This is a genomic window from Paraburkholderia unamae, from assembly GCF_003096875.1.
GTDB lineage: Bacteria > Pseudomonadota > Gammaproteobacteria > Burkholderiales > Burkholderiaceae > Paraburkholderia > Paraburkholderia unamae.
The window spans coordinates 670386-693198 of sequence record NZ_QEOB01000001.1 but is presented as its reverse complement, the minus strand read 5'-3'; the positions used below and the strand labels follow the sequence as shown (position 1 = coordinate 693198).

The window sequence follows — 22813 nt, the reverse complement described above, 5'->3', positions numbered from 1 at the left end:
GGATTCCTTGTGTGGCCGTCGGCAAATTCAATCGCGCGCGCCGCGGTTCTTCAACTGGTCGAGCAGCACCGCCGCGAGCAGGATCGCGCCGCGCACGAGGTACTGATAGAACGCGTCGATGTTCATCAGGTTCATGACGTTCTCGACCGTCCCCATGATCAGCACGCCGATCACCACGCCCGAGATCGTCGCGCGCCCGCCCAGCAGCGACACGCCGCCAAGCACGCACGCCGAGATCACGTTCAGCTCGAAGCCTTCGGCCGCGTTCGGCTGGCCCGAGGTGATGCGCGAGGCGAGAATCACGCCCGCGAGCGCCGTGACCGCGCCCTGGATCAGGAAGATCCAGACACGCGTGCGCTCGACCTTGATACCGGCGAGACGCGACGCCTCCGGATTGCCGCCGATCGCGAGCGTGTTGCGCCCGTACACGGTTTGATTGAGCATCACACCGAACGCGATGAAGCACACGAGCGTGACCCAGATCGGCAGTTGCACGCCGAAGAACGATGCCGTGCCCATGGCGATGAACGTGTCCGACGACACGCCCACGGCCTGGCCATGCGAGACGATGAAGCCGAGGCCCCGCACGATTTCCATCGTGGCGAGCGTGGTGATCAGCGCGTTGATGCGCAGGTACGCGATCACCGCGCCGTTCACGAAGCCGATCGCCGCGCCCGCCGCCACCGCCGCGACGATGGCGATGAACGTGTTGCCGGTCGCGTTGAGCACCATCGCGCAGAGCACGCCCGCGAACGCGACTGTCGAGCCCACGGAAAGGTCGAAGTCGCGTGAGGCGAGACAGAACATCATCGTGCAGGCCACCATGCCGATCTGCGAGACCGACAGCGCGAGGCCGAGCATGTTCTCGATCGAGAAGAAGTGATCGACGGTCAGCGACATCACGATGAACATGACCGCGAAAATCACGATCAGGCTGTACTCGGTGATTTGCTGCCACCACTTCTGCTTGTCGGTGGGGCTTGGAATCAGCGCGTCGGCAACGCTTTTGGCGGCGCTGTTGGCAGACTCCGCCGCCAGGTTTTCTCTTGCTTGCATTTCAGTCACTCCTCCCCATCCACTCATGCGGCTCTCGCCTGCGTGCGCTTGGGCAGCGCAAGGTCGAGCACCGCGTGTTCGCTCGCCGCGCTGCGCGGCAACTCGCCAGAAATGCGGCCTTCGCGCATCACCACGATGCGATCCGACACGCCGAGCACCTCCGGCAACTCCGACGACACCATCACGATCGCGCAGCCGCGCGCGGCGAGCTGGTAGATCACGTTGTAGATTTCATGCTTCGCGCCCACGTCGATACCGCGTGTGGGCTCGTCGAGAATCACGACCTTCAGGTCAGGCTCGGCCAGCCAGCGCGACAGAATCGCTTTTTGCTGGTTGCCGCCCGAAAGAAAGCGGATTTTCTGGCGGCGGCTCGGCGTCTTGATCTTCAGGAGCTTGATGAAACGGTCCGCTGTTTCGGCTTCCTTCTTGCGGTCGAGGAACATGCCCGCGCGCAGGAAATGGCGACGGCAACTGATGTTGATGTTCTCCGAAACCGTTGCCATCGCAACGATGCCCTGCTCCTTGCGGTCTTCGGGGCACAGCACGATGCCGTGGCGGATCGCGTCGCTCGCGCTTTTCACGCGAATGGTCTTGCCGTCCAGTTCGATCTCGCCCGCGCGCCGCTTGTGCGTGCCGTAGATGAGCTGCATGAGCTCGCTGCGCCCCGCGCCCACCAGGCCGAAAAAGCCGACGATCTCGCCCGCCTTCACCTCAAAGCTCGCCGCTTCGTTGAGCGGATGTCCTTCGATCCCGCGCACCGCGAAGCGCACGTTGCCCTGCTCGCGCGGCGTGTAGTTGTAGATGTCGCTGATCTCGCGGCCCACCATTTCGTGCACGAGCGTTTCCCGCTTCACCTCTTCGAGCTTCTCGTGCGAGGCGACCTTGCGGCCGTCGCGGAAGATCGTGCAGGCGTTGCACAACTCGTAGATCTCGTCCATGCGGTGCGAGATGTAGATGAGCGCGCGGTTATCGGCGCGCAGCTCGCGCACGAGCTTGAACAGCACTTCGGTCTCGCGGTGCGAGAGCGAGCTGGTCGGCTCGTCGAGCGCGATCACGCGCGCATTGCGCAAGAGCGCCTTGCAGATTTCCACCATCTGGCGCTGCGCGATGGAAAGCTTGCGCAGCTTCGCGGCCGGATCGAGATCCACGCCCATTGCGGTGAGGCGCTCGCGCACGAACTTGCGCGCCTCGCCGCGCTTCACCCAGCCGAGCGCATTGGGCAACGCGCCGAGCAGCAGGTTTTCCGCAACGGTGAGATCGGGCACGTACTGCAATTCCTGGTGGATCACCGCGATGCCCGCGCCGATCGAAGCCGCCGCATCGGAGAAATGCACCTCGTTGCCGTCCATCAGGATGCGGCCGGAATCGGGCTGATACTCGCCGCCGAGTATCTTCAGCAGCGTGGACTTGCCCGCGCCGTTCTCGCCCATGAGGCCGTGCACTTCGCCCGCGTTCACGTCGAACGACACGCCGTCGAGCGCGCGCACGCCTGGGAACACCTTGCCGATATTGTCAAAACGCAGTGTCGCTGACACTTCGGTTTCCTCTCATTCGATTCGCTGCTGGCGCTCGCACCACCCTTGGTCTTGCGAGCGCCCCCGCAGCGGGAAACACCTCAAACCCCTTCCACCCTGCGCTTACTTCGAAGCGAGACCCATCTGCTGACGCACGCTCTCCACGTTGTCACGCGTGGCCAGCATGCCGGTCGTCAGCGTGAGCAGCGGCGGTTCCTTGCCTTGCGTGATCCACGTGTACATCAGGTCCGAAGTTTCCTCGCCGTGACGCTTCGGGCTGATGATGACGGTGCCGTAGAAGCCCGTCGGCTGCGGCTTCTTGAACTCGTTCAGCGCCGAGTCCGAGCCGCCGATGCCGATGCCGATCATGTTGTCGGCCTTGAAGCCGCGGCCTTCCGCTGCGCGCACGGCGCCGAGCACGCCTTCGTCGTTCAGCGCGTAGGCCACCCAGTGCTTGAACTGCGGGTTCTTCGTGAGCGCGATGTTGGCGGCGTTGAAGGCGTTTTCCGTGTCGGTCTTCGCCTGCGGCGCCTGGATGATGTTCGCCTTCGGGAAGCCCGCGGCGACCAGCGCATCGGTCGCGCCGCTCGTGCGGTCATGCGCCGTCGGCAGCTGTTCGTAGGTCACGTCGATCGCGCCCACGTCCTTCATGTCCCAGCCGCGCTTCTTGATTTCGGCGGCAATGCCGTCGCCCACCTGCTTGCCGATGTTGTACGCCGAGATGCCCATGTGCGGCACCGACTCGATCGGCTTGCCCGCGCCGTCCACGAGGCGGTCGTCCACGGTCATCATCTTGAGCTTGTCGGCCTTGGCCTTGGCGACGATGCCCGGCCCGAGCTTCACGTCAGGCGTGCAGATGATGAAGCCCTGCGCCTTTTGCGCCGCGAGGTTGTCGATCGCGCTCATCACCTTCTCGCCCGAAGGCGCGCCGATCTTCACGAGCGTGAAGCCCTTCTCCTTGGCCGCCATCTCCGCGAACTTCCATTCGTCCTGGAACCACGGCTCTTCGGGCTGCTTCACGAGAAAGCCGATCTTCACCTGGTCGGCGGCCTGCGTCACGGGCGCATGGCACAGCGCGGCCGTGGTGGTGGCGGCGGCCAGCAGCGTCAGAAAGATACGTCGTTGCATGTTGTCAGTCTCCTGTCTTCTTCAGTCACGGGAAGGGTGTCGGCCGCCTCTTCTTGTTCCCGCCGAGGCGCGCGGCCAGCGCTTCGGTGGATTCCTGCTTATTCTTTTTCCTTCGTGCTGCGAACGGCTTTTTCTGTCCGGTTCAATCGTGATGCAGCGCCGTGCGCCCGCCATCGATGGTGATGCAGCTCGCGTTGATGAACGGCGCTTCGTCCGAAGCGAGGAACACCGCCGTCATCGCCACCTCCTCGGGCCGGCCGATGCGTTTCATCGGCGGCAGTTCCAGCGTGGCCTTGCGCGCCGCTTGCGGGTCGGGCTGCGCATTCCACCAGTCGTGCGTGAGCTGCGTTTCGATATAACCGGGCGCAATCGCATTCACGCGCACGTTGCGCGGCGCGTACTCGATGCCGAGCGCGCGCGTGAGGCCGATCACGCCATGCTTCGCGACCGGGTACGGAAAGCAGCCCGGAATGATCTGGAACGCATGCGTCGAGGCGATGTTGATGATGCTGCCCGCGCGACGCTCGACCATGCCCGGCAACACGGCGCGGCAGCCGTTCCACACGCCGTCCAGGTCGACGGCGAAGCAGCGGCGCCAGTCGTCGTCGGTCATCGTGAGCGGGTCGGCGAACACGTTGATGCCCGCGTTGTTCACGAGCACGTCCACCGGGCCGAACGCGCGTTGCGCTTCGTCCACGGCGGCGCGCACCGAGGCGGGCTGCGTCACGTCGGTTTGCACGGCGAGCGTTCGCGCGCCCTCGATCGCACCGGCGATCTCGCACGCGGTGGCGTCGGCGTTCGCGCCGTCGAGCTCCGCGAGCACGACGGCCGCGCCCTCGGCGGCGAACGCGCGCGCGATCGCCGCGCCAATGCCGCGTCCGGCGCCGGTCACGAGTGCGACCTTGCCCGTGAGCCGATTCACTTTGGCGCTCCGGGCGTGGCCTTCCAGCCTTCGATGAAGGCCAGCGCGTTCGCGCGCGTGGCGGCCGCGTCCTGGCCCGGCTTGTAGAGCGCCGATCCAAGGCCGAAGCCGCTCGCACCCGCCGCGAGTTGCGGCCCCATGTTGTCGGGCTTCACACCGCCCACCGGCAAGAGCGGCACCACCGGCGGAATCACGGCGCGCCATGCCTTCGTCACGGCCGGGCCGAGCTGCTCGGCCGGGAACATCTTGAGCGCGTCCGCGCCGTGCCTGAGCGCGGCGAACGCTTCGGTCGGCGTGGCGACGCCGGGCACGCACGCGAGGCCCTGAAGCTTCGCGGCGAGGATCACGTCGGTGTCGGCGTGCGGCATCACGATCAGTTCGCCGCCGGCCTCGCGCACGTCGCGCACACGCCCGGTCGTGAGCACGGTGCCCGCGCCGATCATCGCGTCCTCGGGCAACGCCTCGCGCAGCGCCGCAATGCTGTCGAGCGGCTGCGGCGAATTGAGCGGGACTTCGATCATCCGGAAGCCCGCTTCGTAGAGCGCGCGGCCGTGTTCGGCGGCTTCGGCGGGCTTGATGCCGCGCACGATCGCGATCATGCGGCACGCGGCGAATGCGGCGACGAAGCCCGCATGGGGCGTGTAGGGGGCGGGCAGGTTCAGTTCGGCTTCCATGTCGGCTTCCTGTTGCTTCCTGTTGCTTCGTATCGGATTCGGTTCGTCGGCGCTCACGCGCTAGCGCGGTGCGACAAGCCCCGCCTGCATGGCGATGCGCCACAGTCCATGCTCGGTCGCGTGGCGCACGAGATGCGCGCCGCAGCCGAATGCGCCGAGCGCGAGCCGGTAACGCTCGCACAGCGCTTCCGCGCCGATCAGTTGCGGCGCGCAGCCCGCGAGCGACACGTCACGCCGCGCGAGCGCCGCTTCGAGGCCCGCGAGTTCGTGGCCGATCACAAGGCCCGAGAGATAGTCGGGTTGCTCGTCGGCGGCAAGCTGGCCCGTGAGGCCCAGCGTGCGGGAGCTGAACGCCGTGGCGAGCAGCCCCACGCAACCCTGCTCGCGCGCGACGCTCACACCGCGCAGGTACGCTGCGGTATCGGGCTCGGCGGGATGCTTCATCGTGCGCCCGAGGATCGTATGCGCGCACAGCGCCGCGTAAATCTCGCCCGTCATGAAGGTGTAGAAGCGCGCGATGCGTTCACCCTCCACCACCACCCATTTCGCGTGCGTGCCCGGCAGGCCGATGAGCGCCGTTTGCGGCACGGCCTCGTCGCCCGTGGCGGCCAGCGCGCCGAAGATCTGCGTTTCCTCGCCACGCATGACGTTGGGTAGCGCGCCCGGTTCGAGCACGCCGGGCACCACGGCCACGTCCACGCCGCAGGCCGCGCGCACGCGCACGATGCCGGCCACCAGCGCCTGCGCGCTCGCGGGCGTTTCGACGTAGGGCGCCTGCACCCAGCCCTGGGCGCTGCCCACCATGCCTGCGGCGAGCACGGGCAACGCGGGCGCCTCGCCGAGCCATACGCCACAGGCTTCGTCGAAGGCCGCGTCGAAGCCGCCCGCTTCGGCGGGCACCGGCAGATTCATGATCCCCGCCGTCGACATGCGCGTGGCGATCACCTTGCCCGCCGCATCGAAGAGATACGCGCGCAGCGACGTCGTGCCCCAGTCGAGCGCGATCAGCGCGGCTTTGCGGGCGATGGCGGCGTCGGTGGTCGCGTCGTGGGCGGCGGCGCTCTTGTCGGGCGACTTCATCGGCGAATCCTGCGCGTGGCGGGCTGCGGCGCGCGCCAGCCGAGTTCCTGCGAGATCGCGCGCGCTTCGCGCTGCACGACCGGAATCAGTTCGTCCATGCGCTCGAGCGGCATGTAGGGAATCGTGCTCGCCACCGAGAGCGCCGCCACGATCGCACCGGACGCGTCGCGCACAGGCGCCGCCACGCAGCGAATCGAAATTTCGTTCTCCTCCAGATCGAACGTGTACCCGCCCGCCGAGTAGGTCGCCATGCGCTTGAGGAACGTATCGGGTTCGAGGCTGTGGTCGGGGCGGAAGCTCACGCCCGCGAGCGTGCGGCGCGACGCGTCGAACAGGTCGCGCCACGACTGCGGCGCGAGGTCGAGCATCATCGCCTTGCCAATGCCCGTGGAGGCGAGCGGCATGCGGTGCCCCACGCGCGAGCGCATTTCCAGACCGCGCTGGCCGGGGATCTTGTCGATGTAGAGGACGTCGTCGCCGTCGCGCACGCCGAGGTGGATCGTGTCGAGCGTTTCGTCGGCGAGCGCCTGCAAGTGCGCGCGGGCAACGGCCGTGAGCGGCATCTGTTCGAGCGCGATGGTGCCGAGTTCGATGAGCTTGGGCCCGAGCAGATAACCGCCCTGCACCTGGCGCAGGTAGCGCGCCTGCACGAGGCTGGAGACAAGCCGGTGCGTGGTGCTGCGCGTCGTGCCGAGCACCGCGCCGAACGAGCGCAGGTCGCGCACGCCGGCGGCGGCGGCTTCGAGAATCGCGAGACCGCGCAGGAGCGTCTGGGTGCCGGCCTGCTGCATCGAGCCGTCGAGCAGCGTGCTCGCGAGGCCGATTTCATCGATGGCGGCACGGCCTTTGGGCTGCGCCTGCGCGGAGGATTCCGTGACGGCGGCCTCGTCGGGGAGGCTGGCAGCGAGAGTCTGGGACATCGCTTTGTTCATGGCGAGGGCGATGGAGGAATCGATGAGAGGCGCACGCCGTCAGGCGGCGCGCGAACCCTGCTTCGGGAGACGGCGATGCGCGAGGGGGCATCGAACAGAAAGCGGCGGGCGGCGCGTGGCCGCGCAAAGCGCTGGCTGAAGCATGGCGAACGTCTCCTTTGCTGTCCGGTTCGCCGCGCCTCTTGACGCATGCGCCGGATTTATCTGGGTCTGCCGACCGCGTTCGCCGCGTAAGGCGCGAACAGGACGTGTCGGATGGATTGGATTGTAGGCAGGTTCTTTTGAGTTCTCCAATATGTGATTGGGTCGCTCATATATTGGGAAATTTGAGTTTATCGCGCGCTTTTGCTGCCCTCTGCCGAACGGCTAACGAGGGCCGGAAGCTGGGCCGACCTTGACGCAGCCGAAGGCGCGGCCGCCCGAGCCTACAGAGACTTGAGCCACGTCATTCCCGGCGCAAACCGGGCCGCTCAACGCGCTGGAGGCTATATAAAATTTTGTATAATCTTGACCATACCAAGCCGCTGGCGTTTTGCGGCAGTGCGCTCGCGGATCTGTGCGCGTTTCCGGTGCAGGTTCGTCAGGAGGCCGGGCGGCAGTTGCGCCGAGTCCAGCGCGGACTCGATCCGAGCGACTGGAAGCCTTTGAATCCCGTCGGGCGCGGCGCGCGCGAGATCCGTATTCGCGACGCGAACGGCGCGTTTCGTGTGATTTACGTCACGCATATCCGTGACGCCATCTACGTGCTGCATTGCTTTCAGAAAAAGTCTGAAAAAACAGCCTTCGCCGATCTTTCGCTTGCCGCGCGGCGCTATCGCGACGTGTTAAAAAAGGAGTCCCAACCATGAGTCATCGCAGCCGCGAAAATCAGCGCTTCGACAGCGTCTGGGACGCGCTCGAAGCCACGCCCGAAGCCGCCCAGAACATGACATTGCGCTGCGATCTCATGATCGCGCTCGAAGAGCACATCAAGCGCAACAAGCTGAGCCAGACCCGGGCCGCCGCGCTTTTTGGCGTCACCCAGCCGCGCGTGTCGGACCTCATGCGCGGCAAGATCGACCTGTTCTCGCTCGATTCGCTCATCAACATGGCCGTGGCGGCCGGCATGAAGGTCGAGATGCGCATTACCGCCGCTACGCCGCACGATGGCGACACGCAAGAAAAAACGGCCGCCGGATAACTCCGGCGGCCGTTTCCTGTCACATCACATCGCGAACCGAGGCGCGCTTACTTCCCCGCCGGCGCCTTGTATGCCACGCAGTCGACCTCGACCTTGCAGTCCACCACCATGCTCGACTGCACGCAGGCGCGTGCCGGCGGATGCTCGCCAAAATACTCGCGAAACACCTTGTTGAACGAGGTGAAGTCGCGCGCGTCGTCCAGCCACACGCCGCAGCGCACCACATGCTCAGCGCCGTAGCCCGCTTCCGTCAGGATGGCGAACAGATTCTGGATGGCCTTGTGCGACTGCTCGACGATGCCGCCGTTGATCACCTCGCCACCTTCCATCGGCGTCTGGCCCGAGACGTACAGCCAGCCGTCGGCTTCCACGGCGCGCGCGAACGGCAGATGTTGTCCGCCCTGGCCCTTGCCGCCTTCCGCTCCAATTCGTTTCATCGTTTGCTCCTTTGCAATCGTACGGCGTGCGCGGCTTCGTGAGCCACGCACGCCGGGGGTCGAAATTCGATCAATGACGCCTGCTTAAAAGGCGTTCGTCTCAGCCTGGATTTCGCGTTTGCCGCGCGCGACGAAGTGGCCCGCGCGCTCACCCGTGGTCTGACCGTCGCGGTATGAAAGCACGCCGTTCACCCACACCGCGTCGATGCCTTCGGCCACTTGCTGCGGCTTCTCGAAAGTCGCCGCGTCGCGCACCTTCGCGGGGTCGAACAGCACGAGGTCGGCATGCCAGCCCACGTGCACTTCGCCGCGCTGCGTGAGACCAAAGCGCCGCGCCGAAAGGCCCGTCATCTTGCGCACCGCTTCTTCGAGCGGCAGCAACGCCACATCGCGCGCGTAATGCCCGAGCACGCGCGGAAACGCACCCCACAGGCGCGGGTGCGGCAACGGATCGTTGGGCAAGCCGTCGGAGCCGACCATCGTGGCCGGATGCGAGAGGATGCGGCGCACGTCGTCTTCGGACATGTTGTGATACACCGCGCCCGCCGGTTGCAGGCGCTTGCCCGCTTCCTGCTGCGAGACGCCCCACTCGGCCGCAATGTCCTTGATGAGCTTGCCCGCCTGCTCGGGGTGCGGCGTGGACCACGTGATCGTGATGTCGATGTCGCCGCTCACCTGCTTGAGGTCGAGCGTTGAGGAGCTGCGGCTGTACGGATAGCAGTCGCAGCCCACCGGCTGATACTTGCGCGCGCTTTCGAGCGAGGCGAGCACCTCCGTGCTGCGCCCCCAGTTCGAGGGCCCGGCGCACTTCAAATGCGAAATCACCACCGGCACACGCGCATGCTGGCCGATGTGGTACGCCTCGCTCATCGCTTCGAGAATCGCGTCGAACTCGGTGCGCATGTGCGTCGTGTAGAGCGCGCCCGCTGCGGCGAGCGGCTGCGCGAGCGAAGCGACTTCCTCGGTCGATGCTTCGAATGCCGAACCGTACGCGAGACCCGTGGAAAGCCCGAGCGCGCCGTGGTCCAGTGCATCTTCGAGCTGTGCGCGCATGGCCGCGATCTCGTCGCCCGTGGCGGCGCGCTTGAGGTCGTTCATATGGTTGTTGCGCAGCGCCGTGTGGCCGATCAACGCGCCCACGTTCACGGCGGGCCGCGCCGCGTTCACGGCGTCGACATAGGCCGAAAAAGTCGGATAACTGAACGCCTCGCGCTCGCCGAGCAGATTCATCGGGTCGGGCGGATCGCCCTTGAGCGTCACGGGCGACGCGCTGATCCCGCAATTGCCGACGACCACCGTCGTCACGCCCTGGCTGATCTTCGGCAGCATTTGCGGCGAGCGGATCACGTGCGTGTCGTCGTGCGTGTGCACGTCGATGAAGCCCGGCGCGAGTGCGCGCCCGTTCGCCTCGATCACTTCCTCCGCGAGCCAGTTCGACAGATTGCCGATCGCGACGATGCGCCCGTCGCGCAGCGCCACATCGCGTTCGACGGGCGGCGCGCCGGTGCCGTCATAAAGCATCGCGCCGACGATCAGCGTGTCAGCGGCTTCGGGATGCGAATGCATACACGTCTCCTCAGGGTGGCTCTCGGTCCGATGCTCAGTCGCCGAGCGGCTGGCGTTCGCCGCCGCCGCCGCGATGCGCGTCGAGCGTGTGCTTCATGCGCCGCAGCAACTCGCGGCTCGCCTCGGGTTGGGCGAGCGCCAGTTCGGTGGCGAGCACGTCGAGTGCCATCATCATCGCGTAACGTGACGACGATGGCTTGTAGATGAAATCGGTCTCGCTCGCGACGATCGGCACGACCCAGTCGGCGAGCGCGGCGAGCGGTGAAGCGGGTGCGGTGAGCGCGATGAGCGTCGCGCCGTAATCGCGGGCAATGCGGCACGCATCGATCAGTTCGGGCACGCGCCCTGTTACGGACAGCGCGACGACCACGCATTCGTCGGAGACGGTGCTCGCCACCATGCGCTGCAACAGGCTGTCCTGGTATGACGCGACCGGACGGCCGAGGCGCACGAGGCGAAAACGCATTTCGTCGGCGAGCGCGCTGGAGCCGCCGCCCATGCCGAACACGTAGATCATGCGCGCGGCCCCCAGCGCCGCCGCGGCTTGCGCGAACGGCGCCTGGCGCAGCAATTCGTGGTTGCGTGCGAGCGCGGCGTGAATCTCGTCGTAGACGCGCGTAGCGAGCGGCTCGGGCGCGGCGTCCGCCACGTGCGCCGCACGTTCGCCGCCTTCAACGGCAGCTGCGCCGACGCGCAGAAAACGTTCGCCCACCGCAGCCGCTTGCGCGAGCCGTAGCTTGAGTTCGCGCACGTCGTGGCAGCCCACGGTCTTGGCGAAGCGCGTGACCGAGGCGACGCTCACGCCCGCGCGCTGCGCGAGCTCGCCAATGCTCGCACGCGCGGCGCCGGCGAGATCGTCGAGAATGAGCGCGGCGACATCGCGCTCGGCCGGACGCAGATCCGGCACGCATTGCGCAATGCGCGCGACGATGTCGAAGCGCGCCGGATCGGCGGCGGTATTCATCGCGGGGAGCCTGTTAGTAAATAACAATTCACGAAGCGATGTTACTTTGTGTACTATCTCCAAGTCAACGCCGGATCCGAAGAGACCGGCGCACCAGCGTCGCATGAAGCATATGGAGCGAAGGGAAATGAAAGTTACAAACTATCAGAGTGCAACGATCGACCCGAACAGCAAGGGGCTCGGCAACGTGCCGGGCGCGAGCGTGCCGCTCGGGGACGCGGGGCGCCTCGAATGGAATTTACTCGAAGAGGACGTGAGCCTGCCCGCTGCGGTGCTTTATGCCGACCGCGTCGAACACAACCTCAAGTGGATGCAGGACTTCGTCACGCGCTACGGCGTGAAGCTCGCCCCGCACGGCAAGACGACGATGGCGCCGCAGCTCTTTCGCCGCCAGATCGAAACGGGCGCCTGGGGCATCACGCTCGCCACGGCGCACCAGACGCGCGCCGCCTACCGTGGCGGCATCTCGCGCGTGCTGATGGCGAACCAGCTCGTGGGCCGCCGCAACATGGCGATCATCGCGGAGTTGCTGAGCGATGCGACTTTCGAGTTCTTCTGCCTCGTCGATTCGGTCGAAGGCGTGGAGCAGCTGGGCGAATTCTTCCGCGCGTCGGGCCGCACGCTTCAGCTGTTGCTCGAACTGGGCGTGCCGCGGGGGCGCACCGGCGTGCGCGATACCGACACGCGCAACGCCGTGCTCGCGGCCATCGCGCGTTACCCCGATTCGCTCAAGCTTGCGGGTGTGGAGATTTACGAGGGCATCCTCAAGGAAGAAAGCGAAGTGCGCACCTTCCTGCGCGACGCGCTCAACGTCACGCAGGAACTCGCCGCCGCAGGCCGCTTCGCGCGCACGCCCGCGCTGCTCTCGGGCGCGGGCTCGGCCTGGTACGACATCGTGGCGGAGGAGTTCGCGCCGTCCACCCAGGCGGGCGCCATCGACGTGGTGCTGCGCCCCGGCTGCTACGTGACGCACGACGTGGGCGTCTACAAGCAGGCGCAGTCACAAATTCTCACGCGCAACCCCGTGGCGCGCGAAATGGGCGTGGCACTCCTGCCCGCGCTGCAACTGTGGGCCTACGTGCAGTCGATTCCGGAGCCGGGCCGCGCCATCATCGGCTTCGGCAAGCGCGACGCCGCCTTCGACGCGGGCTTTCCCGAGGCTTCGCGCCACTATCGCCCCGCGAACGGCGGCACGCCGCGCGAAGTGGCGGCAAGCGAAGGCTGGGAAGTGTTCCAGATGATGGATCAGCACGCTTACCTGAAGATCCCGGCGGGCGCCGATATCAAGGTCGGGGACATGATCGCGTTCGACATCTCGCACCCCTGCCTCACGTTCGACAAGTGGCGCCAGGTGCTGATGGTCGATCCGTCGTATCGCGTGACGGAAGTGATCGAGACGTTCTTCTGATCACGCTCCCTTGCCACGTTCTCTTGCGCGCTTCCAGCCGTTGCGCGACGAGGCGGCGCGTTACACGCCGCCTCCTTCATCGGCAGGCATTCAGCCCGCCTCGGGCCCCTGCGCCTGCGCAATAAGCACAGGCGCCACGGCGGCTTCGCCGATGCGCGTCTCCATCATCCCGAGCGCGCCCGATAGCGCCGCGAGCGCGTCGTCGGGCAGCGACATCGTCTGGTTCAGGAACGCGTTGCGGCGCGGCAGCCCGTCTTCGATGACGGCGCGGCCCGATCCGGTGAGCGTCACATTGGTGATGCGGTTGTCGCGCTGGTCGGCGCGGCGCTCGATCCAGCCGAGCGCTTCCAGCGCCTTCAACTGCCGCGTGAGCGCGCCGGGGTCCACGCGCAGCCGCTCGACGAGCCGCTTTTGCGACGACTCGCCGTTCTGGTCATAAAGCGCGAGCAAAATGCGCCAGCGCGGCAGCGGATGCCCGACCTGCGCCTCGAATGCCGACATGAACGCGCGATAAGTCCGCCCGAACTGCTGGACGATGGCGATGCGATCCTGAATTTCCATGTTTTGTTTTTTCCTGCGTGCCGACCTGGGCGCCCTGACCCGGTCACTCAATCCGCGTGAATCACGGGCTCGACTTTGCGCTGAAGCTTCACGGGTGGCACGCGCCGGGTCTGCCAGAACGAGACCAGCGCAATCACCGCCGCGAGCGCGATGCCAAGGTGAATCGCGCCTACGAGCGCCTCGCGCGCGGCCTCCAGCAAAGGCGCGCCATGATGCCCGGCGTGCGTGAGATCGGCGATGAGCGCGGTCTGCGCGTCGCGGTTGATGAGAATCTGCGGATCGGCGAGTTGCGGCAGCCAGTGCCCCGCTTGATCGGCTTCGAGCGCTTTTTGCACGCCGCTCGAATAGAGCTGCGTGACCATCGTGCCAGTGAGCGCCGTGCCGATCATGCCGCCGATCATGCGCAGCGACTGCAACAGCGCCGTGGCGATGCCGAGGTGCTCGCGTCCGGCGGTTTGCTGCGCGAACACGGTGAGATTCGGCATGACGAAGCCGAGGCCGACGCCCGCCACGATCATGAACGCCATGAGCAGCCCGCGCGGCGTGCCGCGCGTGGCGAGCGACACTGCGAAGCAGGACGCCGCCAGCATGGCGAAGCCGATGTAGAGCATGAGATTCGGGTTGCGAATGCGCGAAACGATCCGCCCGTTCGCGATGCTGCCGATCGTGATGAACACCACGAGCGGCGTGATGACAACGCCCGCTTCCTTCGGTGTCATGCCGAAGCCGCCCTGGAACAGCAGCGGCGCGTAGAACAGCAGCGAGAACATCGTGAAGCCGCCCAGCACGGCGAGCGTGAAAAGCGCGTTCAGGCTCGCGTTGCGGAACATGTCGACGGGCAGGATCGCCTGCGGGCAGCGCCGCTCCCACTGCCAGAGCGCCCAGCCGGCCGCCAGCGCCAGCGCGAGCAGGCCAAGGGCGGAAGCGCTCAGCCCATGGCCCGGCAACCGCTCGACGAAAAGCTGGAGACTGCCGAGCGCAACCGCGATGAGCAGCGCGCCGGGCCAGTCGAGGCGCATACGCGCCTCGTGCGCGACGTGGCGCAAATGCGGCAAATACTTCCAGACGAAAAAGAGCGAAAGCAGGCCGACCGGCAGGTTCACGTAAAACACCGAACGCCAGCCGTAATACTGCGTGAGGAAACCGCCGAGCGACGGCCCGATCGCATTGGCGATGCCGAACGCCGAGCTCATCAGCACCTGCCAGCGCAGGCGCACCACGGAATCGGGAAAGAGATCGGGAATGCAGGCGAACGCGGTGCCCACGAGCATGCCGCCGCCGATGCCTTGCAGCCCGCGCGCGATCACGAGGAACAGCATGCTGTTGGCCGCGCCGCACAGCACGGAAGCGGCGGTGAAGACGACGATCGAGGCGATCACGAACGGCTTGCGCCCGTAGTAGTCGCCGAGGCGGCCGAAAATGGGGACGGTGATGACCGAGGTCAGCAAGTACGACGTGGCGACCCACGCGTAGAGCTCGAAACCGCGCAGCTCGGCGACGATGGTCGGCAGCGCGGTGCCCACGACGGTCTGGTCGAGCGCGACGAGCATCGTCACGAATGAAACGCCGAGCATCGCGAGCAGCGACTCCCGGAACGGCAGAACCTGCCCGCTTGAGTGATGGGCGGCGGTATGAACGGCCATTTTTTGATCCAGCAACGGTTGACGCGTCAAAGATTGGCCATCATAGCACGGCCCAATCCACTACACTGGGGCGTCGAGCGGCGGCGACGCCCGCCTTTGCCGCCGCGATTCCGGGAGCGCAATGGAACCCACCACCGAAGATCCGGCCCGCGAGGGCGCCATCTCGGCCTTCTCGGCTGCCGACCTCGACGCGCTGCGGCGCGCCAAACACGAACTCGAAACGCCGCCGCTTGGGATGAAGCTCGCGGCTATCGTCGGCGCGCCGGTGGAAAAGCTGATCGCGCGGCTGCCGGGCGTCGCGAACGACAAGGTGACCGACGCGACGCAAGCCGCGTTGCGCAAATGTCTGCGGCTCGCGCTGAAAACACTCGGCAAGCCTGGCGCGCTCGCGGCGCCGAATGGCGGTAACGGCGGGAGTGAGGTCAATGGCGAGCCGGGCGTGGGCGCGAAGCCCAGCAACCTGCTCCACAAGTTCGCCGTGGCGACCACGGGCGCGGCGGGCGGCGCCTTCGGCCTTTTCGCGCTGCCCGTGGAACTGCCCGTCACGACCACGCTGATGTTCCGCTCGATCTGCGACATCGCGCGCAGCGAAGGCGAGGATCTGAAAAGCCCCGACGCGCAGTTGCAATGTCTCACCGTGTTCGGCATGGGCGGCCGTTCGGCCGCCGACGACGAAGCCGACTTCGGCTATTTCATCCTGCGCGGCGCGCTGGCGAAGGCGGTGTCGAAGGCATCGTCGGAAATGGCGACGAAGGGTTTCGCCGCGCACGGCTCGACGGCGCTGCTCAAGCTCATGCAAACCGTGGCCGCGCGCTTTTCCGTGCAGGTGAGCGAGCAGGTCGCCGCCAAGTCGATACCGGCCATCGGCGCGGTGCTCGGCGCGATGGTCAACACCGTCTTCATCGACCACTTCCAGCAGGTGGCCCACGGGCACTTCACCGTGCGCCGGCTCGAACGCCGCTATGGCGAAGCCGCCGTGCACGCAGCCTATGACGCGATCGACGTCGCGCTCGATTGAGGCGGGCGCGGGTTCTCGCTGTCGTGCGCGTCGGCAGCGGCAACGCGGCGCGCAAATTGCGCGGCGACGTCGAGCGTGCTGCGCGCCTCCGGCATGAAGGGCGCGTAGATCGGCCAGATGTGCGGCAGACCGCGCGCGATCTCGCACTCCACCGCCACCCCGGCGGCCCGTGCGCGCTCGACCGCGCGGCGCGTGTCGTCGAGCAGCGTTTCCGTGCTGCCCACGAAAAAGCTTAGCGGCGGCAAGCCGCGAAAGTCGGCATAGAGCGGCGAGGCGTAAGGGTCGGTCGCGCTGGCCGATCCCAGGTAGAACGGCGCGATGCGGGCGAATACACCGCCGCTGAACATCGGATCGCGGCCGTCGTTCTCGCATATCGATGCGCCCGTTGCCGCGAGATCGGTCCAGGGTGAAAAGAGCACCGCGCCCGCCGGAAGCGGATCGCCCGCATCGCGCAGCGCGATGAGCGTCGCGAGCGCAAGGCCGCCGCCCGCCGAATCCCCGCCGATCACGATGGAGCCGGGCCGCCTGCCGTCCGCCAGCAAGCGGCGATAAGCGGCGAGCGCATCGTCGAGCGCCGCCGGAAACGGATGCTCGGGCGCGAGGCGATAGTCGAGCGAAAAGACATCGGCATCGGCTCGCTTGCCGAGACCAAACGAAATCGCGCGCTGCGAGCGCGGCGAGCAGAAGTAATAGCCGCCGCCGTGGAGATACAGAAACGTGCGCTGCGCGGGCGAGCGCTCGCAGATGAGCCACTCGCCGCGCAAAGGGGCATCGGATGCGGCGTACTGCTCGCGCAGGCGCCAGCCGTGCGGCACGCCCGGCGTCCAGATGCGCCTCGCGGTGAGCCTGCGCACGCGCGCGACGTCGATCGACTTGCGCGTTTCAGGCAGGAAGGTGCGGCGCAGGAAGCCGCAGATCAGCCTGCACTGCCAGCTCATCATCGGCTCCCCTTTCGCACGGCGTCACGTGGCAGGCTGAAGATCGAACGACGCTCAGTTGGCGGGCAGCACCTGGCCGCGAATTTCGCCCGAAGGGTTCTGCGCCGTATGAACGTTGAAGTACCACTGGCCGCCCATCAACTGGGTGACCTGCTGCTCGTTGAGCGTGGCCGAACCCTTGATCGGGCTGGCCTGCTCGCCCTTCGGAATCGGCACCTGCACACCCGCGTTCTGGCCAACCGGCGCCGGGCCGTGGAAGTGCGCGGCCGTCGCCGGGCCTGACAGACCTTCGTACGTGACGGTCCAGTTCAGCGACTTCGTGGACGTGTCGAAGGTCGCGTTGAGCATGCCGTGGCCCTGGCTCACGCGCGGCGGCACTTCGCTGGACGGTTCGAGATCGGCCTTCAGCGCGACGGTATCGGCGAATGCGGCGCTGGAAGCAAGGACACACAGAGCGAGAGCGAGCTGGAGCGGGCGAAGCGCTTTCATGGAATTTCTCCTGTTGTTGTGGCGCGCTGCACCAGAAGGCCGCAGTCGCGCCCCCACATGCTAGAGCAAATCCGCGAGGCGCGTCCGGTGCGCCGATGTCGGCGCAACGTAAGCTTACGGGGAATAAAAAAGGGCGCCGCAAGCGGCGCCCATCAACCCAAGTACTACCTTCTTGCCATCCGGTGCGACACATTCCCGATCGCGCTGCTTGTGGCGAACGCAACCAGGAACGCGACGACCCCGAATTCTCCTTAGAAGCGGTGACGGATACCCGTCGTGACGATGCCCTGGTTCTTGCTCGACGAGTAGTTGTCGTTGCCCTGGAAGCCCACTTGCGTGATGCCCGCCGCGTTCTGGCCCGCGCCCCACACGCCCACGCCTTCGAGGTAGACATCGGTGCGCTTGGAGAGCGCGTAGTCGGCTTGCAGACCGAACTGGTTCCAGTGCGCCGAAGCGCTGCCGGTCCCGGCGTCGATAGCCGCGCCGTTCGCGTTCGTGTACGCGTACATCGCACCAATGCCGAGCGCCGGCGTCAGGTTGTAGCGGAAGTTCGCTTCGATGTTGTTGTAACGCACCGAATCGATGAGCCGGCCATCGAGACGCGACTGCGTGAACACAACGCCGCCGACCATCGGACCATAGGTGTAGCTGCCGCCTGCGCCCCAGGTGCGCTGACGGTTACCCGAGCCGATCGATGCGTACGTGCTCGCAAGCGACGAGCCCTGAACCGCGCCGCTGCCGGTGCTATTCACGCCATTGATCTGCGTGTAAGCCGCGGCGAGGCGCAGCCCCTGGTTCGCGTAGCTCATGCCGGCGCTGTACGCGCGGTTGACTGCGAAACCGCCGGCCTGGTTCGAGAATGCGTACATGCCGCCGAACTGGAAGCCCGAGAAGTTCGGGCTGGTGTACTTGATCGAGTTGTTGAGCGAGAACGTGCCGTTCAGGTTGTCGTTGTCGATCAGGTGCGCCGTGTAGGTGCCGCCCCAGGTGCCGACTGCGGTGAGCGGCGCGATGTAGTCGACCATCGAGTCGAACTGACGGCCGAACGTGAGCGTACCGTACTGCTCTTGCGTCAGACCGACATACGATTGACGATTGAACAGGCCGCCGTTTTGCTGGCCATTCGTGACGTTAAAGCCGCTTTCCAACGTGAAGATCGTCTTCAGCCCGCCGCCGAGATCCTCGACGCCGCGCAAGCCCCAACGGCTTGCCTGGATGTTGCCGCTCGTCAGCGCGTAGTTGGCGTTGCCGTTCACGTTCGTCGTGTACGTAAAGCCGGCATCGACGATACCGTATAGCGTGACGCTGCTTTGCGCGTACGACGCCGATGCAAAAGTCGCAGCGACTGCCGCCGCGAGAGCGAGTTTCTTTTTCATATGCTTCCTTCGATGCAAGGCCTTTCGGCAAAAGTGGATGCCGTCGCCGGCCTCACGCCGGCATAGCGTTTCCTTGGCGCGGTGAATGCATCACCGCATTGATTGGCATGTCGAAGTTTATGGGCGTCGCTTTCGGGCGGGCCACCCTGCATCCCGGCAAAAGATTTTTCGAATTAATTGAATTTGCCTGTCGTTAACCCTCAATCGCTTACCCCTCAATGCTCACGACCTATCTCATTTTTATGGGCAGTAACACCGTTGATACGGTATCCCAATAAAATGTTGCCGCGAGACAACAGGCTCAATTCAGGATAAGGCGGCGATTCGGACGATTCCCATTCCTTCCAGCCTACGTGGATCGGTACTATCCGTCACGGCAGGCGCCAAGCGTCATCCACTTGCCATCCGCTTGCCATTCATTCGTCAGCCTTTGCGCCGCGTCGGCTTTCCATAGCAGTCCATATCAGCACATGTCCCCACTTCCCAAGAACATGAATCAGCTCCAGGCCATGCGCGTGTTCGTGAGCGTCGCGGAGCACGGATCGTTCGGCCGTGCGGCCGCGAGTCTGAACATGTCGAACGCGGTGGTCACGCGCTATGTGGCGTTGCTCGAAGCGCATCTGGAAACGCGGCTGCTCAACCGCAACACGCGCAGCGCCTCGCTCACCGAAGCGGGTCTGGCGTATGCGCAGGGCTGCCGCCAGGTTCTCGACGACCTGGAGCGCATAGAAACGCAGATCGCCCACGGCGTGTCGGTGCCCTCGGGCACACTGCGCGTGGTCGCGCACGCCTCGTTTTCGCTGCACGACCTCACACCCATGCTCAAGCGCTTTCTCGCTGCGTTTCCGAAAGTGCGGCTTTCGCTCACGCTGCTGCACCGCCCCGTCGATCTGATCGAGGAAGGCTTCGACGCCGGCATCGTCGCGCCGCGCCAGGTGAGCGGCGGCACGCTCATCCGCCGGCCGCTCGTGAGTGTGGCGCCCGTCGCCGTCGCCGCCCCCGCGTATCTGGCCTGTCACCCCGCGCCGCGCCGCCCCACCGATCTCGAATTGCACACATTGCTCGCGCCCTCCGCCGACATCCACGGCAACGAATGGCACTTCGAGGGCCCCGACGGCGCGCGCGAGCCGGTGCTGATCGCGCCCGCCTACGCCGTGAATAATTCCGTCATGCTGCGCCAGGCCGCGATCGCGGGCATGGGCATCACTATCCTGCCCGCGAATCAGGTAAGCGCCGATCTCGCGCAAGGCCTGCTCGTCCGTGTACTGTCAGAGTGGGAAATCCGCGACGCGGACAAGGAACTCTCGCTCGTCTACCCCGGCCGCCGTCATGTACCGGCAAAAACACGCTCGTTCGTTGACTTCACCGTCGAATGGTTTCGCAAGCGCGACGACGCCTCGGCAGGCGTGATTACGAGCACTTCTTGTAATAGTTAATTGATCGAATTTGTCTCGATTTCTCTTCGCGCGCCGACTAAGCTAGGAAATGCGAGAAGTGACTCTTCATTGAAGGGTCTCCAACCTTGAACGCGGCTTCGGCCGCGTTTTTTTTCGCCTGTTTTCCGCGCTGCGCATGACGTATGCGTCATGCGCCCCATTCATGCGAGCAATGCGGCCTGCTGCTCGATGCCGCCGAGCATGGCCTGGCAGGTGCGAATGAGCGCATAGCCCTCTTCGCGCAATTGCGCGGCTGTGTGACTGTTCATATGACTGCGGAACGTCTCCAGCTCGGCGAGCAGCGCAGGATATTGCAACACGCCCACGGCGCCCGCGAGCCGATGATGCCACTCGCGCAAGCGCTCGATATCCACGTGTTCGAGCAGCGGCGGCAACGCTTCGAGATCGTCGCGCATGGCGGAGACGAATGAGCCGAGCAGCGTCTTGACGGTGGCCTCACCGCCCCAGACCTGGATCATGTGCGCGAGATCGAGTGGTTCGAACGGACGAGCGCTTGCGGAGCGCTCGCCCGGCGCACCCGAACCGGAACCCGATGCAATCCCGGCACCCGCCGACGGTCCTTGCGCGAGCGCGTCGCGCGCGGCGTCGTCGAGCAGCGCGCGCTGCACGCCCTCCACGCCGAACCAGCGCGCGAGATGCTCGCGCAGCGTGGCCACGCGCGTGGGCTTGATGAGGCAATCGTCCATGCCGGCCTCGCGGCATTGGCTCATGTTCTCGGGCGCCGTATTCGCGGTGATGCCGACGATCGGCAAATGCAGTCCGCCACCGGTTTCGCGCTCCGCCTCGCGCACGCGCCGCGCAAGGTCGTAGCCCGATACGTTCGGCATATGACAGTCGGTAATGAGGCAGCCGTATTCGCAGCCGGCGAGCGCTTCGAGCGCCTGTGCACCGTCGTCGACGACATCGCATGCAAAGCCGATCAGCGCGAGCTGATGGCGAATCAACTCCTGGTTCACCGGATGATCTTCCGCAACGAGGATGAGACGGCCGGCCGCCAGCTCCTTTTCCCGGTCGGGTGTGGGGAGCGTGGTCTCGGCGTCGGCTGCCGGTCGCGGCGGCACCGCCGCCTTGACCGGCAGGCCAGCCAGCGCCATCGCACAGGCCGCGCTCAAGCCGCGCCAGGACAGCGGATTGACGCTCACGCGCACGCCGTTTTCCGCCACGCGGTAGCCGCTCGGTTTCGGGTTCTCGGTCAGGCAAAGCACGGGGGCACCGAGCTTGCCCAACTCCCCGGCCAGCGCTTCAGACGCGAACACCAGATCGGCCTGCCCCGCCCGCGCCGCGCGCATGAGGTGCGCGGGCTCCACACGACGCATCTTCATGCCGAGCGCGATGCCAAAGTGCATCAACGCGGCGACCTCGCTCTCCTCGTCGCACGCGACGAGCGCGCGTTTGCCCCGCAGCCCGCGCGCCACGCAGGAACGCGTCTCCACCGGCAATTCGATATGCAACGTGAGACAGGTGCCGCGATCGAGTTCGCTGCGCAACTCGAGCGTCCCGCCCATCAGCGCCGCGAGCTTGCGGCAGATCGTGAGACCGAGACCCGTGCCGCCAAAGCGCCGCGTGGTCGAAGTCTCGGCCTGCACGAAGGGCTCGAAGAGCTGCGCCTGAGCCTCGGGGGCGATGCCGATGCCGGTGTCGGTCACCGAAACCGAGAGCCGTTGGCAAGCCGGCCCGTCGCCACGGCCGCCGCGCTCACCCAGATCGCGCGCGCCAACGTGCACGCTCACATCGCCCGCCGGCGTGAACTTGATGGCGTTGCCGAGCAGGTTAAAGAGAATCTGGCGCAGCCGCACGCTGTCTCCGCGCAGAAGCGCCGCCACGCCCGGCTCCACGTCCACGCGCACCTTCAACCCCTTCTCGTGCGCACGCGCGGCGAGCAGGCCGACCGCGTTGTCGACGAGCCCGCGTACGTCGAACGGCTGCGATTCGATCACGAGGTGCCCGGCCTGGATCTTCGAGTAGTCGAGCAGGTCGTCGAGAATCTGTAGCAGCGCGCCCGCCGACTCGTGCACCATGCCGACCATCTGCGTCTGGTCGAGGTTCAGCGGCGTGCGCTCGAGCACCTCCACGAGGCCGAGCACACCGTTCATCGGCGTGCGGATCTCGTGGCTCATCATGGCGAGAAAATCGTCCTTCGCGCGCGAGGCCGCCTCGGCTATGTCTCGCGCATGTTCGAGTTCGTCGGCGCGCATATGCTCGACGTTCGCGTCCACCGCATAGCCGCTCCAGACGATCGCGCCGTCGTCGGCGCAGCGCGGCGCGAATTCGGCCCGCACCCACACGAGGCCCGCCGCGCCATGAAAGCGGAACTCGGCATGCACCGGCACGAACCGGCGCGCCGAGCGTTCGAGCCGCGAAGCGAGGCGCGCGCGGTCGTGCCGGTGCACGCGCGCGAGATCGACCGAGCTGGCGTGGCGGAGCGCGTCGGCGGTGTCGCCGAGCAGCCGCTGCGTGTCGCCGCCGATAT

21 protein-coding genes are annotated in these 22813 nt (G+C 66.2%); 5 read left to right on the top strand and 16 right to left on the bottom strand.

Annotation, left to right across the window (positions count from 1 at the left end):
* Positions 1-27: 27 nt before the first annotated feature.
* The 7 genes from araH to C7402_RS03090 form a co-directional block, all read right to left on the bottom strand.
* Complete coding sequence (gene araH, locus C7402_RS03120; RefSeq protein WP_112171985.1) at positions 28-1056, bottom strand: L-arabinose ABC transporter permease AraH; 1029 nt, start codon at positions 1054-1056, stop codon at positions 28-30.
* A 23-nt stretch (positions 1057-1079) separates the two neighbouring features.
* A complete protein-coding gene (araG, locus tag C7402_RS03115; RefSeq protein ID WP_112171986.1) occupies positions 1080-2591 on the bottom strand; it encodes an L-arabinose ABC transporter ATP-binding protein AraG in 1512 nt (503 codons plus the stop codon).
* A gap of 102 nt (positions 2592-2693) precedes the next feature.
* Complete coding sequence (locus C7402_RS03110) at positions 2694-3698, bottom strand: arabinose ABC transporter substrate-binding protein (protein WP_112171987.1); 1005 nt, start codon at positions 3696-3698, stop codon at positions 2694-2696.
* A 142-nt stretch (positions 3699-3840) separates the two neighbouring features.
* Positions 3841-4620 (bottom strand): SDR family oxidoreductase, encoded by a 780-nt coding sequence (locus C7402_RS03105; RefSeq protein WP_116609569.1) that lies wholly within the window; start codon positions 4618-4620, stop codon positions 3841-3843.
* Entirely contained in the window at positions 4617-5294 is a 678-nt protein-coding gene (locus tag C7402_RS03100; protein WP_112171989.1) for a 2-dehydro-3-deoxy-6-phosphogalactonate aldolase, read from the bottom strand. Before C7402_RS03100 ends, C7402_RS03105 begins: the two co-directional genes overlap by 4 nt.
* 60 nt (positions 5295-5354) lie before the next feature.
* Positions 5355-6374, bottom strand: coding sequence for a 2-dehydro-3-deoxygalactonokinase (locus tag C7402_RS03095; RefSeq protein ID WP_116609568.1), 1020 nt, complete (start codon positions 6372-6374; stop codon positions 5355-5357).
* Complete coding sequence (locus C7402_RS03090; RefSeq protein ID WP_224044517.1) at positions 6371-7294, bottom strand: IclR family transcriptional regulator; 924 nt, start codon at positions 7292-7294, stop codon at positions 6371-6373. Before C7402_RS03090 ends, C7402_RS03095 begins: the two co-directional genes overlap by 4 nt.
* Positions 7295-7803: 509 nt before the next feature.
* On the opposite strand from C7402_RS03090, the gene C7402_RS03085 reads away from it, so the two are divergent.
* Positions 7804-8154 carry a type II toxin-antitoxin system RelE/ParE family toxin gene (locus C7402_RS03085; RefSeq protein WP_116609567.1) on the top strand — a complete coding sequence of 117 codons (351 nt, stop codon included), beginning with the start codon at positions 7804-7806 and terminating at the stop codon, positions 8152-8154.
* Positions 8151-8486, top strand: coding sequence for a helix-turn-helix domain-containing protein (locus tag C7402_RS03080; RefSeq protein ID WP_116609566.1), 336 nt, complete (start codon positions 8151-8153; stop codon positions 8484-8486). The genes C7402_RS03085 and C7402_RS03080 overlap by 4 nt, the downstream gene beginning before the upstream one ends.
* Before the next feature lie 47 nt (positions 8487-8533).
* Here the strand turns inward: C7402_RS03080 and C7402_RS03075 are convergent, their stop codons facing one another.
* The 3 genes from C7402_RS03075 to C7402_RS03065 form a co-directional block, all read right to left on the bottom strand.
* Positions 8534-8923, bottom strand: coding sequence for a RidA family protein (locus tag C7402_RS03075; protein WP_116609565.1), 390 nt, complete (start codon positions 8921-8923; stop codon positions 8534-8536).
* A gap of 84 nt (positions 8924-9007) precedes the next feature.
* Positions 9008-10489: an N-acyl-D-amino-acid deacylase family protein gene (locus tag C7402_RS03070; protein ID WP_116609564.1), complete on the bottom strand. Its 1482-nt coding sequence runs from the start codon at positions 10487-10489 to the stop codon at positions 9008-9010.
* 34 nt (positions 10490-10523) lie between these two features.
* Entirely contained in the window at positions 10524-11453 is a 930-nt protein-coding gene (locus C7402_RS03065) for a MurR/RpiR family transcriptional regulator (protein WP_116609563.1), read from the bottom strand.
* Between the two features lie 127 nt (positions 11454-11580).
* Here C7402_RS03065 and C7402_RS03060 point away from each other — a divergent pair, with 127 nt between their 5' ends.
* On the top strand, positions 11581-12861 hold the full coding sequence (locus tag C7402_RS03060) for an amino acid deaminase (protein ID WP_116609562.1): 1281 nt from the start codon (positions 11581-11583) through the stop codon (positions 12859-12861).
* 90 nt (positions 12862-12951) lie between these two features.
* Here C7402_RS03060 and C7402_RS03055 read toward each other — a convergent pair whose 3' ends face one another.
* Positions 12952-13422 carry a MarR family winged helix-turn-helix transcriptional regulator gene (locus C7402_RS03055; protein WP_112171997.1) on the bottom strand — a complete coding sequence of 157 codons (471 nt, stop codon included), beginning with the start codon at positions 13420-13422 and terminating at the stop codon, positions 12952-12954.
* A 47-nt stretch (positions 13423-13469) separates the two neighbouring features.
* Complete coding sequence (locus C7402_RS03050) at positions 13470-15065, bottom strand: MDR family MFS transporter (RefSeq protein WP_116609561.1); 1596 nt, start codon at positions 15063-15065, stop codon at positions 13470-13472.
* Positions 15066-15186: 121 nt separating this feature from the next.
* Between C7402_RS03050 and C7402_RS03045 the strand changes: the two genes are divergently transcribed.
* Positions 15187-16083 (top strand): EcsC family protein, encoded by an 897-nt coding sequence (locus C7402_RS03045; protein WP_116609560.1) that lies wholly within the window; start codon positions 15187-15189, stop codon positions 16081-16083.
* Here C7402_RS03045 and C7402_RS03040 read toward each other — a convergent pair.
* From C7402_RS03040 to C7402_RS03030, 3 genes are all read right to left on the bottom strand, one after another.
* Complete coding sequence (locus C7402_RS03040; protein WP_116609675.1) at positions 16053-17021, bottom strand: alpha/beta hydrolase; 969 nt, start codon at positions 17019-17021, stop codon at positions 16053-16055. The genes C7402_RS03045 and C7402_RS03040 overlap by 31 nt on opposite strands.
* Positions 17022-17075: 54 nt before the next feature.
* Positions 17076-17510, bottom strand: coding sequence for a CHRD domain-containing protein (locus tag C7402_RS03035; protein WP_112172000.1), 435 nt, complete (start codon positions 17508-17510; stop codon positions 17076-17078).
* A 251-nt stretch (positions 17511-17761) separates the two neighbouring features.
* Positions 17762-18886 carry a porin gene (locus C7402_RS03030; RefSeq protein WP_116609559.1) on the bottom strand — a complete coding sequence of 375 codons (1125 nt, stop codon included), beginning with the start codon at positions 18884-18886 and terminating at the stop codon, positions 17762-17764.
* Between the two features lie 470 nt (positions 18887-19356).
* Here C7402_RS03030 and C7402_RS03025 point away from each other — a divergent pair, with 470 nt between their 5' ends.
* Positions 19357-20322, top strand: a complete 966-nt coding sequence (locus tag C7402_RS03025; RefSeq protein ID WP_244314724.1) for a LysR family transcriptional regulator — start codon at positions 19357-19359, stop codon at positions 20320-20322.
* Positions 20323-20483: 161 nt separating this feature from the next.
* On the opposite strand, the gene C7402_RS47355 is transcribed toward C7402_RS03025, so the two are convergent.
* Positions 20484-22436 carry an ATP-binding protein gene (locus C7402_RS47355; protein WP_244314723.1) on the bottom strand — a complete coding sequence of 651 codons (1953 nt, stop codon included), beginning with the start codon at positions 22434-22436 and terminating at the stop codon, positions 20484-20486.
* Between the last annotated feature and the right edge of the window lie 377 nt (positions 22437-22813).

Bases quoted from the DNA above. Each gene is read 5' to 3' on its own strand.
- C7402_RS03050 (WP_116609561.1), bottom strand. From the start codon at position 15,065: ATGGCCGTTCATACCGCCGCCCATCACTCAAGCGGGCAGGTTCTGCCG.
- C7402_RS03065 (WP_116609563.1), bottom strand. From the start codon at position 11,453: ATGAATACCGCCGCCGATCCGGCGCGCTTCGACATCGTCGCGCGCATT.
- C7402_RS03045 (WP_116609560.1), top strand. From the start codon at position 15,187: ATGGAACCCACCACCGAAGATCCGGCCCGCGAGGGCGCCATCTCGGCC.
- C7402_RS03110 (WP_112171987.1), bottom strand. From the start codon at position 3,698: ATGCAACGACGTATCTTTCTGACGCTGCTGGCCGCCGCCACCACCACG.
- C7402_RS03070 (WP_116609564.1), bottom strand. From the start codon at position 10,489: ATGCATTCGCATCCCGAAGCCGCTGACACGCTGATCGTCGGCGCGATG.
- araH (WP_112171985.1), bottom strand. From the start codon at position 1,056: ATGCAAGCAAGAGAAAACCTGGCGGCGGAGTCTGCCAACAGCGCCGCC.
- C7402_RS03040 (WP_116609675.1), bottom strand. From the start codon at position 17,021: ATGAGCTGGCAGTGCAGGCTGATCTGCGGCTTCCTGCGCCGCACCTTC.
- C7402_RS03055 (WP_112171997.1), bottom strand. From the start codon at position 13,422: ATGGAAATTCAGGATCGCATCGCCATCGTCCAGCAGTTCGGGCGGACT.
- C7402_RS03090 (WP_224044517.1), bottom strand. From the start codon at position 7,294: ATGTCCCAGACTCTCGCTGCCAGCCTCCCCGACGAGGCCGCCGTCACG.
- C7402_RS03035 (WP_112172000.1), bottom strand. From the start codon at position 17,510: ATGAAAGCGCTTCGCCCGCTCCAGCTCGCTCTCGCTCTGTGTGTCCTT.
- C7402_RS47355 (WP_244314723.1), bottom strand. From the start codon at position 22,436: ATGAACGGTGTGCTCGGCCTCGTGGAGGTGCTCGAGCGCACGCCGCTG.
- C7402_RS03025 (WP_244314724.1), top strand. From the start codon at position 19,357: ATGTCCCCACTTCCCAAGAACATGAATCAGCTCCAGGCCATGCGCGTG.
- C7402_RS03030 (WP_116609559.1), bottom strand. From the start codon at position 18,886: ATGAAAAAGAAACTCGCTCTCGCGGCGGCAGTCGCTGCGACTTTTGCA.
- C7402_RS03060 (WP_116609562.1), top strand. From the start codon at position 11,581: ATGAAAGTTACAAACTATCAGAGTGCAACGATCGACCCGAACAGCAAG.
- C7402_RS03080 (WP_116609566.1), top strand. From the start codon at position 8,151: ATGAGTCATCGCAGCCGCGAAAATCAGCGCTTCGACAGCGTCTGGGAC.
- C7402_RS03100 (WP_112171989.1), bottom strand. From the start codon at position 5,294: ATGGAAGCCGAACTGAACCTGCCCGCCCCCTACACGCCCCATGCGGGC.
- C7402_RS03095 (WP_116609568.1), bottom strand. From the start codon at position 6,374: ATGAAGTCGCCCGACAAGAGCGCCGCCGCCCACGACGCGACCACCGAC.
- C7402_RS03075 (WP_116609565.1), bottom strand. From the start codon at position 8,923: ATGAAACGAATTGGAGCGGAAGGCGGCAAGGGCCAGGGCGGACAACAT.